Annotated in this window: 13 protein-coding genes; 10 read left to right on the forward strand and 3 right to left on the reverse strand. The window is 74.0% G+C overall.

Going from position 1 to position 14,797, the window contains the following annotated elements:
* The first annotated feature begins 10 nt into the window (after window positions 1-10).
* Together IEZ27_RS00735 and IEZ27_RS00740 are read left to right on the forward strand one after the other, a co-directional pair.
* Entirely contained in the window at window positions 11-1,300 is a 1,290-nt protein-coding gene (locus tag IEZ27_RS00735; RefSeq protein WP_189645398.1) for an MFS transporter, read from the forward strand.
* Window positions 1,301-1,368: 68 nt separating this feature from the next.
* A complete protein-coding gene (locus IEZ27_RS00740) occupies window positions 1,369-2,286 on the forward strand; it encodes a MerR family transcriptional regulator (protein WP_229823013.1) in 918 nt (305 codons plus the stop codon).
* A 4-nt stretch (window positions 2,287-2,290) separates the two neighbouring features.
* Here IEZ27_RS00740 and IEZ27_RS00745 read toward each other — a convergent pair whose 3' ends face one another.
* Window positions 2,291-3,640 (reverse strand): amidohydrolase, encoded by a 1,350-nt coding sequence (locus tag IEZ27_RS00745; RefSeq protein WP_189645399.1) that lies wholly within the window; start codon window positions 3,638-3,640, stop codon window positions 2,291-2,293.
* A gap of 185 nt (window positions 3,641-3,825) precedes the next feature.
* Between IEZ27_RS00745 and IEZ27_RS00750 the strand changes: the two genes are divergently transcribed.
* From IEZ27_RS00750 to IEZ27_RS00770, 5 genes are read left to right on the forward strand one after another with little or no spacing between them, the layout of a single operon-like run.
* Window positions 3,826-4,578: an ABC transporter ATP-binding protein gene (locus IEZ27_RS00750; RefSeq protein WP_189645400.1), complete on the forward strand. Its 753-nt coding sequence runs from the start codon at window positions 3,826-3,828 to the stop codon at window positions 4,576-4,578.
* Complete coding sequence (locus IEZ27_RS00755) at window positions 4,575-6,290, forward strand: branched-chain amino acid ABC transporter ATP-binding protein/permease (protein ID WP_189645401.1); 1,716 nt, start codon at window positions 4,575-4,577, stop codon at window positions 6,288-6,290. The genes IEZ27_RS00750 and IEZ27_RS00755 overlap by 4 nt, the downstream gene beginning before the upstream one ends.
* Window positions 6,287-7,438 carry an ABC transporter substrate-binding protein gene (locus tag IEZ27_RS00760; protein ID WP_221762332.1) on the forward strand — a complete coding sequence of 384 codons (1,152 nt, stop codon included), beginning with the start codon at window positions 6,287-6,289 and terminating at the stop codon, window positions 7,436-7,438. The genes IEZ27_RS00755 and IEZ27_RS00760 overlap by 4 nt, the downstream gene beginning before the upstream one ends.
* Complete coding sequence (locus IEZ27_RS00765; RefSeq protein ID WP_189645402.1) at window positions 7,438-8,310, forward strand: branched-chain amino acid ABC transporter permease; 873 nt, start codon at window positions 7,438-7,440, stop codon at window positions 8,308-8,310. The genes IEZ27_RS00760 and IEZ27_RS00765 overlap by 1 nt, the downstream gene beginning before the upstream one ends.
* Complete coding sequence (locus IEZ27_RS00770) at window positions 8,307-9,266, forward strand: aldo/keto reductase (protein ID WP_189645403.1); 960 nt, start codon at window positions 8,307-8,309, stop codon at window positions 9,264-9,266. The genes IEZ27_RS00765 and IEZ27_RS00770 overlap by 4 nt, the downstream gene beginning before the upstream one ends.
* A gap of 59 nt (window positions 9,267-9,325) precedes the next feature.
* Here the strand turns inward: IEZ27_RS00770 and IEZ27_RS00775 are convergent, their stop codons facing one another.
* Both IEZ27_RS00775 and IEZ27_RS00780 read right to left on the reverse strand, forming a co-directional pair.
* Window positions 9,326-10,519: a S8 family peptidase gene (locus IEZ27_RS00775; RefSeq protein ID WP_308427238.1), complete on the reverse strand. Its 1,194-nt coding sequence runs from the start codon at window positions 10,517-10,519 to the stop codon at window positions 9,326-9,328.
* A gap of 37 nt (window positions 10,520-10,556) precedes the next feature.
* Window positions 10,557-11,747, reverse strand: coding sequence for an MFS transporter (locus IEZ27_RS00780; protein ID WP_229823015.1), 1,191 nt, complete (start codon window positions 11,745-11,747; stop codon window positions 10,557-10,559).
* Between the two features lie 64 nt (window positions 11,748-11,811).
* Here IEZ27_RS00780 and IEZ27_RS00785 point away from each other — a divergent pair, with 64 nt between their 5' ends.
* The 3 genes from IEZ27_RS00785 to IEZ27_RS00795 all read left to right on the forward strand — a co-directional run bounded on the left by IEZ27_RS00785 (window position 11,812) and on the right by IEZ27_RS00795 (window position 14,785).
* Complete coding sequence (locus tag IEZ27_RS00785; RefSeq protein WP_229823017.1) at window positions 11,812-12,750, forward strand: LysR family transcriptional regulator; 939 nt, start codon at window positions 11,812-11,814, stop codon at window positions 12,748-12,750.
* A 10-nt stretch (window positions 12,751-12,760) separates the two neighbouring features.
* Window positions 12,761-13,090 carry a hypothetical protein gene (locus IEZ27_RS00790; RefSeq protein ID WP_229823019.1) on the forward strand — a complete coding sequence of 110 codons (330 nt, stop codon included), beginning with the start codon at window positions 12,761-12,763 and terminating at the stop codon, window positions 13,088-13,090.
* Window positions 13,091-13,174: 84 nt separating this feature from the next.
* A complete protein-coding gene (locus tag IEZ27_RS00795; protein WP_189645406.1) occupies window positions 13,175-14,785 on the forward strand; it encodes a benzoate-CoA ligase family protein in 1,611 nt (536 codons plus the stop codon).
* The last annotated feature ends 12 nt before the right edge of the window (window positions 14,786-14,797 follow it).

The raw sequence follows: 14,797 nt of genomic DNA on the forward strand, positions 1-14,797 counted from the left end.
GGGCGCTGGCATGGACAACGGCAGTGGAGGGGCGGCGGGCGTCTTCTGGCGCTGGTGGACCGCGGGCACGACGAGCGCGGTCGGCTCGGCGGTGGGCGCGGTGGCGTTACCTTTGACCGCCTTGACGGTGCTGGACGCATCCGCGTACGAGATGGGCCTGATCGCCGCCGCCGGTTACGTCGCCTGGATCGTGATCGGCCTGCCCGCCGGCGTACTGGTGCAGCGAATGCCCATGCGAAGGGTGCAGATCATCGCGGACGTGGCCCGCGCGGCCGCGGTCGTCTCCATCCCGGTGGCCTGGTGGCTGGACCGGCTGACGGTCGCCCAGCTGGTGGTCGCGGCCCTCGTGATCAGCTTCGCGAACGTCGTCTTCGACGTCGCCAACTCGACCTTCCTGCCGTCGATCGTGAGCAAGGAGCAGTTGCAGTCCCGCAACAGCCTGACCTCCGGCACCCATGCCGCCACCCAGCTCGGCGGGCCGTCGATCGGCGGTCTCGTCGTCCAGGTGCTCGGGGCGGTGCCCACCCTCCTCGTGGACGCGGTGAGCTACCTGGTCTCGGCCCTGCTGCTGCGTACCCTGCCCGAACGCCATCCGCAGGCCCCCGACCGCTGGCCGCCGATGCGCGCGATGATCCGCGAAGGCTGGCGGTTCGTCGCACGCCACCCGGTCATGGGCCCGTGCATGTGGGCCGCCACCGCGGCGAACACGGTCTGCGGCGCCCAGCAGGCGATCTACGCGCTGTACCTCGTACGCGAGCTGCACGCCGAGCCGGGACTGGTCGGCCTGCTGCTGGCCGCGGACGGCGCCGGAACGCTGGCCGGCGCGGCCCTGACGAACCGGATCACCGCCCGGCTCGGCACCGCCCGCGCCCTGATCCTCGCCGGCTTCCTCACGGTCGCCGGGGCGCTCGTCGTCCCCCTCGGCGCCGGTTGGCAGGGGTACGCCGCCTTCGCCGTGGGCAACGTGGTGTTCTCCGCCGGGGTCGTGCTGCTCAGCGTGGTGACCCGTACGTACCGGCAGATCGCCAGCCCGCCCGACCTGCTGCCCCGGGTGATGGCCACGGTCCGCTTCGTCTCCTGGGGCGCGATCCCGGTCGGCGGACTGGTCGCCGGAGGCCTCGCCGGGGTGTTCAGCGGCCGGACCGCCCTGCTGGTCTTCGTCGCCGCGGCCGTCTTCGTGCCCCTGGTCCTGCTGGCCTCGCCCATCCGGCACCTGCGTGACCTCACCGACCACCGGCAGGACGACGGGCCCACCGGCTCGGCGCCGCGTCGCCGCCGGCTCGCCACGGAAACAGGCTGAGGCTTCCCGGGCTGCGGGGCCGGCCGGGAAGTGGTGTCATTGAGGCATTCATCCCGGTGGAGGTTCACGTGCCTTTGGGGCAGGACACGATCGGCATCGGTGACCTGGCGCGGCTGACCGGCGTGTCGGTGCGGACCCTGCGCTTCTACTGCGACGAAGGCGTCATCGAGGCCAGGCGCAGCACGGGCGGCCATCGCAGGTTCGATCCGGCGGCGGTCGAGCGGGTCGCGCTGGTCAGGCGGCTGCGCGGGCTCGGGCTGGGGCTGCCCTCGATCGTGGCGGTGCTGAGGGGCGAACGTTCGATGGGCGAGGCGGTGGCGGCCGAGCGGGCCGAGCTCGACGTCCGGCTCGCCGGGCTGGCCTGGCGGCGGGCGTCGCTGCGCGCGGTCGAGGAGGCGGCCCCGGCCGACCGGGCGGCCCGGCTCGGCCTGCTGGCGGCCGTGGAGGACGGCGTGGCGGCCCGCGACCTGCTCGTCCGCTTCTGGCGCGGCCAGATGCTCTCCCCGGTGTCGGGTGCGTGGTTCGCCGGGTTCCTGGCCATGGTCGTGCCGCAGCCGCCCGTCGATCCGACGCCGTCGCAGGTGGTCGCGTACGCCGGGCTGGTGGCGGTGGCCGCCGACCGGTCGCTGGCCCGTACGCTGCTGGCCCGCGCCCGCGCGAACGGCAGGGCGATCCCCGACGAGGACGCGCTGATGACCGGCGTCGGCGAGGTGTGCGCGCTGGCCGAGCCGCTGGTCCGCGCGGGCGCCGAGCCGCGCGAGGGGCCCGAGCTCGACCTCTACGTGGGTGTGCACGCCTCGGCGCGCGGCGTCAGGGACACCCCGGCCTTCCGCCGCGAGCTGCTGGCCGGCGTGGCGCCCGACCGCGACCCCCGCATGCGCCGCTACTGGCGGCTCGTGGCGGAGGTCAGCGGCGACCCCGCCACGCTGGGCGACAGCCACCTGTGGCTGACCGACTCCCTCGAACGGTGGGTCGAGGGCCGCTGACCCCTTATCGCTCGTACACGACCTTGCCGTCCACCAGCGTCATCGCGATGGGCACCTCGGGCAGGTCGGCCGGGTGCACATCCAGCAGGCCGGCGTCCAGCACGCACAGGTCGGCCACCTTGCCGGGCTCCAGCGAGCCCTTCCACGACTCCGCGCCGTCCTGCCAGGCCGGGGCGATCGTGTAGGCGCGCAACGCCTGGTCGAGCGCGAGCCGCTGGTCGGGGGCGCCGTCCACGGCCCACCGGGTGGCGGCCGCGGCCACGCCGTGCCGCCAGTCGGGGGTGAGCATGGGGGCGTCGGAGCTGAGGCAGAGCCGTACGCCGGCGGCCAGCGCGTCCCGCACCGGCCAGGCGTGCCCGAGCGCGGCCTGGCCCAGGGCGTCGCGCAGCATGGGGGAGGCGGCGGCGGCGATGCCCGGCTGGGTGGTCAGGCCGATGCCGGCCGCGGCCATGGTCTTGAGGGTGTCCGGATGCAGGACGTCGCCGTGGACGAGGTAGTGGCGCCGCCCCGGGGCCCCGGCCAGGGCGCGGGTGACGGTCCTGGTCGCGCGGCTGCCGGTGGCGTGCACGGCGACCTGGTGCCCGGCCGCGGCGACGGTCTCGATCATCGTGGTCAGCGCGTTCTCGCGCTCGTCCAGGGAGTCGCCGTCGACCAGCGGGGCGCCGTGGGTGCCGTCCTCGTACGGCTCGTCGCTCCAGGCCGTGCGCATCGGCGGGATGCCGTCGGCGAAGATCTTCACCCCGGTCACCTTGAACCAGCCCGGCACCTCGGCGGGCGGCGTCAGGTCGCGCAGTCCGGCGACCACGTCGGGCAGCGAGCTGCGCCCGTCCATCTCGGCGAAGAGCAGCAGCGCGCTCACCCGGGCCTTCAGCTCGCCCCGCGCGGCCATGTCGGCGTACTCGCGCAGGACCTCGACGCCGAACCGGCCGCCGCCGTCGTGCTCGCAGGGGCCGAGTCCGGGCTCGGTGTAACTCGTGATGCCCAGGGAGGCCAGCAGGTCGCCGGTGCGCAGGATCGCCGCCCGGCGTTCCTCCGCCTTCCCTAATCGCGAGTCGGGGGCGAGGTTGTCGGTGCCGGTCAGGCGGTCCAGCAGGAGGTCCGGCCAGCGCAGGCCGAGCCAGGCGCCGTGCAGGTGGGCGTCGTTGATGCCGGGCAGCACCGATCTGCCGCGCAGCCGTACGACCTCCGTCTCCGGGCCTACCATGGCCTGGACCTGCAACGGAGTGCCGACTCTGACGATGCGCCCGTCCTTGATCGCGATCCCGGACGCGAGATGGCCGGCCGGGTTCATCGTGTGCACGACGCCGCCGGTCATGACCAGATCAGCCGACCTGTTGTCAGCCGCAGATTTCATATCCGCTCCGCTCTGGACACTCTCATTTCCATCCGCATAACGTACATGGAATCAGATACGATTTCGTGCCGGGAGGTGACGATGCCTCTGCGTTCCGAGGCACGGCGCATCATCGATCGGGCCCCTCGCGGACCGGCGCCCACGCCGTCAACCGCCGCGGCCGACGACCGCCGCCGGAGCCGCTGATGGGCGCTCCCGTGGACGATGTCCTCGACGTACGGGACATCAGCGTCTCCAGGGGAGAGGTCCCCGTCGTGCACGAGGTCAGCCTCGGCGTCGCCCCCGGCACGGTCACCGTACTGCTCGGCGCGAACGGCGCGGGCAAGACCACCCTCCTCGACGGCATCGCGGGCCTGGCCCCCGCCGCCTCCGGCACGGTCACGCTGGCCGGCGCCACGCTGACCGGCCTGCCCACCTACCGCCGCGCCCAGGCCGGCCTCGGGTACGCCGAGCAGGCCCGCACGGTGTTCCGCACGCTCACCCTGGAGCAGAACCTGCTGGTCTCCGGCGACGGCGACCCGGCCATGGTCTACGACATCTTCCCCGAGCTGGACCGCAGGCGCACCCTGCCGGCCGCGAACCTGTCCGGCGGCGAGCAGCAGATGCTCGTCATCGGCCGGGCGCTGATCGCCGGGCCCAAGGTGGTCCTCATCGACGAGATGTCGCTCGGCCTCGCGCCCGTCGTGGTGCGCCGGCTGATGGGCTCGGTGCGGGAGCTGGCCGAGCGGGGCATCGGGGTGCTGCTGGTCGAGCAGTTCGCCAACCTGGCGCTGGAGATCGGCACCCGCGCGTACGTGCTGCGCAAGGGCCGGGTCGTCTTCGACGGCCCGTGCGAGGAGCTGCGCGGGGCCGAGGACCGCCTGCACGAGTTCTACTTCGGCGCCGTCACCGACGACGGCCTCGCCCAGGCGGCCGGCACGGAAGGCGGGAGCTCATGAACGCGCTGCTCAGGACCTGGGGTCCGGGGCTCGGGCTGGCCGTCGCGGCGTGCGTGGTGCTGCCGCTGGCGCTGCCGCCGTACTGGATCTACCTGGCCATCGCGGCCGTCGTCAGCGGCGTGCTCATGCAGAGCTACGGCGTGATCGTCGGGCGGGCCGGGGTCATGTCACTGTGCCAGATGTCGTTCGCGGCGATCGGGGCCTGGGTCGTGCTCCGGCTGAACCTGGCCGACGCGCCCGGCGGCCTGCTGCTGTGGCTGGTGCTCGGCGGGCTGGCGGCGGTGCCGGTGGGCGTCGCGATCGGGCTGCCCGCGCTGCGCATCAGGGGCGTCAACCTCGCCGTCGTCACGCTGGGCTTCGCCGTCTCCACCGACATCGTGCTGAACGCCAACCAGTTCCCGGGCACGACCGAGCTGAAGACCGTCGTGCGGCCGGGCCTGTTCTCCTCCGACGCGGCCTACTTCGTGCTGGCCATGACCGTGTTCGTACTGATCGCGATCGGGCTCGCGCTGGTCAACCGGACCAGGATCGGGCGGTCCTGGCTGGAGCTGCGGCACTCCGAACGGGCGGCGGCGGCGCACGGCATCTCGGTGGCGCGCAGCAAGCTCACGGCCTTCGCCATCAGCGCGTTCATCGCCGGCATCGGCGGCGGGCTGATGGCGGGACAGCTCGGCCTCGTCGTCTCCGGAAATTTCGCGATGATGCAGTCGCTGGCGCTGTTCGCGGTCGCCGTGCTCATCGGGCCGCACAACACCGAGGGCGCCGTCCTGGGCGGCATCTTCGGCGCGGTCATGGCCACGATCCTGGAGAAGCTGCGCCTGCCGCAGGACCTCGGCGGCATCCTGTTCGGCGCCATGGCGATCTTCGCCCTGCGCAGCGGGGTGAGCCAGACCGACTTCACCCGGGCCCGCAAGCGCGAGCGGAACGCCCGCCCGCTGCTGGCGGCCGCCGTGCCCGCCGAGGAGCCGGTTCCGGTCTCCCCGGCCGCCGGCGGCGAGGGGAACGTGCTGGAGGTACGCGGGCTGAGCGTACGGTTCGGCCAGGTCGTGGCCCTCGACGGGGTCGACCTGACGGTTCCGGCGCTCGGCGTCTGCGGGCTCATCGGCCCCAACGGCGCCGGAAAGTCCACGCTGATCTCCGCCGTCACCGGCTTCGCCGCCCGCTACGAAGGCTCCGTCGTGCTCGCGGGGGAGCCACTCGACCGGCTCAGCCCGAGCGCCAGGGCCCGGCGCGGGCTGCGGCGCACGTTCCAGACCACCGCCATCGCCTCGGAGCTGACGCAGGAGGAGTACCTGGCGATCGTCGCCGGGCGGCGCCTGCCCAGGGAGGAGTCGGAGGAGGTGCTGCGCTTCTTCGGCTGCCCTCCGGGCGAGGTGCCCGTGTCGATCCTCGACGCGGGCACCAGGAGACTGCTCGACGTGGCCGCCGCCGTCGCCGCCAGGCCGAAGGTGGCGCTGCTGGACGAACCGGCCGCCGGCCAGTCGGCCGCCGAGTCGCTGCGGCTCGGCCGCCGCCTGGCGCAGGTCCCGGCCCGCTTCGGCGTGTCGATCCTGCTGGTGGAGCACGACATGGATCTCGTACGAGCCGCCTGCGGCCAGGTCACGGTGCTGGACTTCGGGCACGTGATCGCCTCGGGGCCGACGCTCGACGTCTTGGACGCACCGGCCGTCAGGGCCGCCTATCTCGGGACCGTCTTGGAGGAGACATCGTGAAACGCGTACTCATGGCTCTGCCCGTCCTTGGCCTGCTGACCGCCCTGACGGCCTGTTCCGGCGGCTCGGGCACCGACGGGCCCATCAAGGTCGGCGCCGTCAACGGCGTCACCGGCCTGTTCCAGACCCCGGAGGTCCCGCAGGCGGTCAAGGCCGTCTTCGAGGAGGTCAACAAGGCCGGCGGGATCAACGGCCGCAAGATCGAACTGCTCAGCAAGGACGACGCGATGAACCCGCAGCGCTCCACGGAGGCGGCGCGCGAGCTGATCGACTCCGAGGAGGTCGTGGCGCTGGTCGGCTCCTCCAGCGCCGTGGACTGCGGGCTCAACCGGGCCACCTACAGCAAGGCGCAGATCGTCTCCATCCCGGCCGTGGGCGTGGACCCGGCCTGCTTCACCAGCCCGAACATCGCCCCGGTCAACCCCGGCCCGTTCAAGCTGCTGACCGCGATGCTCTACTACGCCTCCGAGACGCTCAAGCACGACAAGGTGTGCCTGGCCTTCACCGTGCTGCCGGGCAGCGGCGGCGGCATCGACGCGGCCATCAAGGAGTGGAGCGACATCACCGGCAAGACACTGGCGGTCAAGGACACCTCGGTCGGGCAGGGCGACCCGACGCCGTACCTGGTCAAGCTCAAGTCGGCCGGCTGCCAGGCGGTCGTCTACAACGCCCAGGTCGGGCCGTGGTTCGCCCAGGCCAAGACACAGGGCATGCAGGACGTCGACTTCATCCTCATGGCCAACGCCTACACCGACGCCAACGCCGCGCTCATCCCGGCCGGCATGAAGGCCCAGGCGGGCACGGAGTGGCAGCCGTACACCGACGAGACCCTGCCGGGCAACGAGCGGTGGGCCAAGATCGTCAACGACAACAAGATCCAGAAGACCGCGTTCAGCCAGGGCGGCGTGATGGCGGCGGACGTGTTCGTCCAGGTCCTCAAGACGATCAAGGGGGACATCACCCGCGAGTCGGTGACCAAGGCGTTCAAGGAGATGCAGCCCATCACCTACCCCATGGTCGGCACGCCCTGGGTGTTCGGCCCCGGCCAGACGCACAACCCGATCGAGGGCAGCCGGTTCGTCAAGGCCGAGAACGGCAAGTGGACGGTGTTGCCCGAGGGCTTCATCGTCCCGAAGCGGAACGGCTGATGCCCGACTCCGTGGTCGCGGGCCTGACCAGCGGCGGCGTGTACGCGCTGCTCGGGCTCTGCGTGGTCCTGACGTACCGGCTGGTCGCGGTGGTCAACTTCGCGATGGCGGCGGTGGGCGCGATGGGCGCCTTCGTCATGGTCACCCTCACCGACGCCGGCCTGAACGTCTGGCTCGCGCTCCTGCTCGGGACGCTGGCCGGCGGGCTGGTCTCGGCGCTGCTCGGCCTCGGCCTGGTGCGCTGGTTCGGCGAGCACGACCTGCGGACGAAGGCGGCCGTCACCGTGGCGGTGTTCGTCGCGCTGATGTCGGTCGGGCTGCGCCTGTTCGGCAACAACACCAGCGGCGCGCGGCGCTTCCCGCAGCCGTTCGACGCGCCCGCCTTCACCGTGGGCGAGGTGGTCGTGCCGCAGGCGGTGCTGGTGTCGTTGTCGTTCGCGGTGCTCATCACGGTCGGCGTGGGGCTGCTGCTCGGGCGTACCCGGATAGGACTGCGGCTGCAGGCGCTGTCGGAGCGGCCGGCCACCGCGCAGGTCGTCGGCATCCCCGCCCCCCGGCTCGCGCTGGCCGTGTGGGTGGCCATCGGCGCGATCAGCACGCTCGTCATCGTGCTGGTCGCGCCCCGGCTCGGCGGCGACTTCTCCACCCTCGGCAACCTCGTCACGACCGCGCTGGCGGTGGCCATGGTCGGCGCGTTCAGCAGCCTGTGGCTGACGCTGGCGGGCGGGCTGCTGCTGGGCTGCCTGGAAGGCGTGACGGCCTCGATGGAGACGGTCCAGCAGTACCGGGGGGTGCTGCCGTTCCTGGTGATGGTGGCGCTGTTGTGGTGGCGCAGCCGGCACCAGGTCTGGGACTCGGAGGCGAACGTATGACGGTCAAGGTCCCCCAGCGGCAGATCGGGGCGCACGGCCCCGAGGCGTCGGTGTTGTCGCTGGGGTCCTGGCACACCTACGACCGGATGGACTTCCGCGCGGCCGTCGAGCTGCTGCGGCAGGCCGTGGACCTCGGCATCAACCTGTTCGACGTGGGCGTCTACGGCCTGCCGGGGCAGCGGCCGGTCTTCACCGACGTCCTGTTCTCGGCCATGGTCAGGGCCGCCGGCCTGGCCCGCGAGGACTACCTGCTCTCGGTCAAGCTCTGGCTCCAGGGCCACCCCGAACGGCCGCTGCGCGACCAGCTCGAACGGGCGCTGCAACGGGCCGGCACCGACCACGCGGACCTGGCCGTGGTCGGCGACGTCCACCGGGACGACCTCGACCTGCGCCGCCTGGCCCGCGAGCTGGCCGCGCTGGAGGCGGAGGGCCTGCTCGGCTGCTGGGGGGTCAACAACTGGTCGGCCACCGCGATCCTGACCATCCGCAACCACGCCCGCGACCTCGGCTCGCCCGGACCGCAGCTCGCCCAGCTCAAGTACAGCCCGTGCCGCCGCTCGATCCCCGAAGGGGTGCCGTTCTCGGAGGTGTTCGACGCGGGCGTGTCGTTGCAGGCCAGCGACGTGCTCGAAGGCGGCCTGCTGGCGGGGAAGGAGACGCCGGCCCGGCCGGTCTTCCCCGACCACGGCGGGGTGCGCGGGCGGGCCGCGAAGGCCGCCGCCGGGCTGGCCAAGGTGGCGGCGGCGCTGGAGGCCACGCCCGCCCAGGTGTGCGTGGCGTTCTGCCTCACCCATCCGGCGGTGGCCAGCGTGTTGTTCGGGGTCACCAGCGCGGCCCAGCTCGCCGACAACGCGGGCGCCCTCGCCCTGCTCGACCGGGTCGGCCCGGCGCGGCTGCGCGAGCTGGCCGCGCCGTTCTGGGCCGACGCCGACACCGTGGACCCCGAAGGGCCCTGACGTTCCGGGCCCCGGTCCCCTGGCGGGGGACCGGGACTTTCAGCGGGGCGCCGGGACTCTCAGCGGGGCGCCTGGACCAGGCCCGCGCCCAGGTCGGCGAAGTCGGCGCCGTCGTCGAACACGCCCGTCGCCGCCGTCAGCAGCAACTGCCCGGTGACCGCCGCGGCCCTGGCGCCCTCGCCCCGCGCGCGCAGCTCCTGCCACCACAGCGCCGCCGCCCCCGCCACGTGCGGCGCGGCCATGCTGGTGCCGCTCTTGGAGGTCAGCCCCCCTCCGGTACGGGCGGAGACCACGTCCACGCCCGGCGCGCAGAGCTGCGGGAAGGTGTTGGAGAAACGCGCGACCGACAACCGGCCCGACGGCTGCCGCTGCACCGCGCCGACGGCCATCATGCCCTCGGCGGCCGACGGCAGCTCCGGCCCGACCTCGAAGTCCGGACGCAGCTCGCGGTGGCTGGCGTTCCCCGTGGCCGCGACCACGACCGTGCCCGTGCCGAACGCCGCCCTGGCCGCGATCATCCGCATCAGCGAGTCGTAGAGCCGCAACGTCGCCCGGTACGACTCCAGCGCGATCGAGGTGGCCAGGAACTGCGGCAACCCCCGTTCCTCCAGCTGGCGCATGGCCGCGGGGAAGTCGATGCCGAGCGACATGGTGATCACGTCGGCGTCGTTCCCGATCGCCCAGAGCAGGCCCTTGACCGTGCCGGCGGTCGAGCCCTTGCCGTCGTCCCCGAGCACCTTGCCGATCAGCGCGCGCTCGACGCCGGGCGCGACGCCGACGCGCATGCCGTCCACCGGGCGGCCGAAGACGGTGCCGGCGCAGTGGGTGCCGTGGCCGACCTTGTCGCCGCCGCCCGAGCCGGTGAAGTCCTCCTCCACCAGCGTCATCCCGGTGAAGGCCGGGTGCGTGGCGTCGATCCCGGTGTCGAGGATCGCGACCACCGTCCCCGCCCCGGTACGGGCCGAGGCGTCCGCGCCCAGCGCCCGTACGCCCCACGTGACCCGGTCGCCCGCCTCCGCCTCCGGCGGGGGCGCGTCGGCGTCCTCCGGCGCGCCCGGGACGCTGGTCGGCATCGGCCGGGCGACCGCGGCCACCGACGGGTCGCGCGCCAGGTCGGCCACCTCCCGCTTGCCGAGCCCGACGACCTCGACGTGCGGCTCGCCCGGCGCCTCCGCCGCCGCCGCGCCCCGTTCGAACGGCGCGGCCATGCGGGTCCTGCTCAGATCCCTCAGCACGATGAACTGGTCGGCCATTGCCTTCCCCTCCCGGAAGTCGCCCACCCCTGTGATGTCAGGCGTACTCCCGCCGGGGCGCCCTGGCAACAGCCCGCCGCCTCGGGCCCGCGACGAGCACGGTCACGATCGCCAGCAGCAGCCCGGCCGAGGTCGCGACGATCAGCCAGGACCAGCCGGCGTGGCCGTAGACGGCGCTGCCGGCCGTGCCGCCGGCGCCGCTGCCGAGGTAGTAGCACAGGGTGTAGATCCCGGCCGCGCGCCCGCGGGCGGCGGGCGGGGCCTGCGCGGCCACCCAGGCGTTGGCGACGGCGTGCGCGGCGAAGAACCCGGCGGTCAGTACGGCGAACCCGAGCACGACCGCGTACAGCGGGTCCAGGACCGTCAGTAGCGACCCCGCGGCCGTCACGGCCAGGGCGGTGACCAGGGCCGCCCGGCGTCCCATCCGGTCGGCCAGCCGTCCCGCGGCGGCCGAGGAGGCGGTGCCGAGCGCGTAGGAGAGGAACACCAGTGAGGCCACGGCCGGTGTGAGCGACAGGGGCGGCGCGGCCAGGCGGAAGCCGGCGGCGTTGTAGAGGGCGACGAACGCGCCGACGCCCAGCGCGCCCACCGCGAACGGCGCCAGCAGCGCGGTCCCGATCCGGGCACGCTCACGGGTACGGCTCACCGGCGGCGCGGCGGGCAGCGTACGGGCCGCGTACGCCGAGCAGAGCAGCGACAGGCCCGCGACCACCAGCAGGCCGCCCCGCCACCCCCACGGCCCGGCGGCGAACCCGGCGCCCAGCCTGCCCAGCATGCCGCCCACGGAGTTCCCGGCGATCATCACGCCGACCGCGCCGGCCAGCCTCGACGCCCCCACCAGATCGGCCAGGTACGCCGCCCCCACCCCCGCGAACCCGGCGACCGCCACCCCCTGCGCCGCCCGCATCACCACCAGCACGGGGAACGTCGGCGCCAGCGGCAGCGCCAGCCCGATCAGCGCCGAGACCAGCACGGACCACACGATCATCCGCCGCCGGCCGGCCACCTCCGCCAGCGCGGCCAGCGGCAGCACCGCCATCGCGAGCGCCGCCGTGGGCACGCCGATCGCCAGCGACGCGCCGCCGGGATCGAGGTGGAAGTCCGCGGCGAGCTGCGGAAGGACGGGCTGCGGCGCGTACAGCAGGGCGAAGGAGGACACCCCGGCCGCCGCCACGGCCGGACCGGCCCGCCGGGTTGTCACGACACGCTGAGCTTCGATGACCGCCACGTCAGGAAACGCTAAGCAAGGCTAATAAATACGTCCAATGCTGAAATGGGGGATAATTCATGCTGTGGTGGATGAATTCGAGCTGATTGACGAGAGGCTGGCCGCTGGGCTGGCTCCCACGCTCGCCCTGCTGGCCGCCGTCGGCGAGACCGGGCACGTCACGCGGGCGGCCGAACTGCTCGGCGTGCCCCAGCCCACCGCCAGCCGCCGCCTGGCCGCGCTCGCCGACCTGGTCGGCGCGCCCCTCGTGGTCCCGTACGGGCGGGGCATCCGGCTGACCAGGGCCGGGCGCGTCCTGGCCGCCGCCTCCGGCCGGGCGCTGGCCGTCATGGAGTCGGCCGCCCGCGAGGTGCGCGAGGAGATCGACCCCGGCAGCGGCCGGGTCGTGCTCGGGTTCCTGCACCTGCTGGGCCGTACGCTCGTCCCGTCGCTCATCCGCGGCTTCCACGAACGCCACCCGGGCGTACGCTTCAGCCTGGCCCAGGGCTCGCGCCAGGACATGCTGCGCGCGCTGGGCGAGGGCGAGATCGACCTGGTGTTCGTCGCGCCCCTGCCCGACGGCGACCCGGCCCTGGCCGGGCACCCGCTGGCCGACCAGGAGCTGGTGCTGTCCGTGCCGCCAGGCCACCGCTTGGCCGGGCGCGCGCGGGTACGCCCCGCCGAACTGGCCGGGGAGGAGCTGGTGACGCTCGAACACGGCTACGGCGTGCGCCAGATCACCGACGACCTGTGCGCGGCGGCCGGGTTCACGCCCAGGATCGCCTTCGAGGGACAGGAGTCGGAGACCGTGCGCGGCCTGGTGGCGGCCGGGCTCGGCGTGGCCGTGCTGCCCCGTCTCGCGCCCGCCGAGGGCGTGGTGCAGATCCCGCTCTCGCCCCCGGTGTTCCGGACGATCGGGGCGTGCTGGCCCGCCGGTACGCGGCTCACGCCCGCCGTACGCGCCTTCCTGGACCACGTGCGCTCCGGCGCCGCCGATGTCGGGCCCGGCCTGCGTCCCTGCTAGAAGAATGACCGTGAGACACGACGGAGACGCGGGCGTGCCCGGCTCGCTGGCGAAGGTGCTCGCGGACGTGACCGCCGAGCGGATGGCCCAGGACGCGCGATGGGGCATGCAGGCGCTGCCCGACGGCACCGGCGGCGAGCACAGGACCGCCGAGTCCGACCGGGCCAGGGACGAGACCGAGGCCGCGGCCCGGCGGGGCGCGCTGACCTGGCGGCACGTCCTCGTGGAGGAGGTGCTGGAGGCCCTGGCCGAGAGCGATCCCGTACGGCTGCGCGCCGAGCTGATCCAGGTGGCCGCGGTGGCCGTCAAGTGGAGCCAGGCCCTCGACCGCCGCACCTGACCGGTTCGCGAGAAGTAGTTGACGGCTCATCAATTCTGTATGGAAGATTCAGCTACGCACGCCCGCCCGCGGATGGGGACGACCATGCCTGCCGAGTCGTTCAACGCCAGCGCCTTTCTCGTGGACCGCCTGGTCGAGACCGGGTACGGCGATCGCGTCGCCGTCGCGGGCCCCGCCGGGACCCTGACATACGGGCAACTGGCCACGGCCGTCGCCGAGTTGGCCGGCGGGCTGCGGGTGATGGGGGTGCGGCCGGAGGAGCGCGTGCTGCTCGTCCTGCCGGACCGGCCCGAGACGCTGATCACGATCCTGGCCGTGATGCGGATGGGCGCGGTCGCCGTACCGGTCCCGACCTCGTACGACGGCCCGGAGCTGGGCGACCTGGTCAGGGAGTCGAGGGCGCGGGTCGTGGTCTCCGCGCCCGAGTTCGAGCCGGTCGTGCAGGAGGCGTTGCTGTCGGCGCCCGAGGTCGTGGTGCTCGTGCTCACCGACGCCGCACGGCAGCCTCCCGGAGGCACGCGCACCGTCGCCGCCCTGGGGGCCGGTCAGCCGGCGATCGAGCCGGGCGTGCCGGTCTGCCTGTGGTCGGACGTGCTGGAGGCCGGCCGGGCGACGACCGGGCCGTACGACACCTGGCCGGACTCACCCGCGCTGTGGCTGCACACCTCCGGCGCCACCGGCGCGCCCAAGGCGGCCGTGCACCGCCACGGCGCGCTGCGCGACGTGCACGAGACCTTCGGACGCCAGGTGCTCGGCCTGCGCCCCGAGGACCGGTGCTTCTCGGTCGCGCCGCTGTACCTGCCGCACGGGCTCGGCAACTCCCTGATCCTCCCGCTCGCCGCGGGCGCCACCACGATCCTCGACCCGGCCAGGCCCACCCCGGGCGGCGTCGTCGAACGCCTGCTGGCCGAGCGCCCCACCCTGTTCTCCGCCGGCCCGTCCCTCTACGCGGCCCTGCTGGCCGCCGCGGCCCCAGAGAACGCCTTCGCCTCGGTACGCCTGGCCCTCTCCACCGGCGACCCCCTGCCCGCCGAGCTCCACCGCCGCTTCACCGCCCGCTTCGGCGTGGACCTCGTCGACGGCCTGGGCAGCGCCGAGACCCTGCACGTCGTCCTGTCCGGCCGGCCGGGCCGGGCGCTTTCCGCCGGCGCCGGCACCGCCGTGCCCGGCTACGAGCTCCGCCTGCTCGACGACTCCGGCGCGCCGGTCGCCGACGGCGAGCCCGGCCACCTGTACGTCCGCGGCGACTCGCTGGCCACCGGCTACTGGTGCCGTACGTCCGCCACCCGCCGGGCGTTCCAGGGGGAGTGGCTGCGCACCGGGGACGCCTGCGTCCGCGAGCCCGGCGGCTCCTACCGCTTCCTGGGCCGCGCCGAGGACCTGATCAGGGCGGGCGGCACGTGGACGTCGCCCATGGAGGCCGAGGCCCGGCTGCTGGAGCACGCCTCGGTCGCCGAGTGCGCGGTGGTCGCTCGCACCGTCGGTGACGGGCCGGAGCAGCCGGTGGCCTGCGTCGTGCCCGCGCCGGGACGGCCGATCGACCCCGGCGAACTGATCGGCTTCTGCGCGGAGGGCCTGCCCGCCGCCCGGTGTCCGGGCGAGGTGCTGGTCCTGGACGAGCTGCCGAGGACGGCGACGGGCAAACTCCGGCGCCCGGCGCTACGGCAGCTCGCCGCCGACCTGCTCGCCAAGTGACGGCGGGCCCGC

The organism is Nonomuraea spiralis (assembly GCF_014648435.1).
Classification (GTDB): Bacteria; Actinomycetota; Actinomycetes; order Streptosporangiales; family Streptosporangiaceae; genus Nonomuraea; species Nonomuraea spiralis.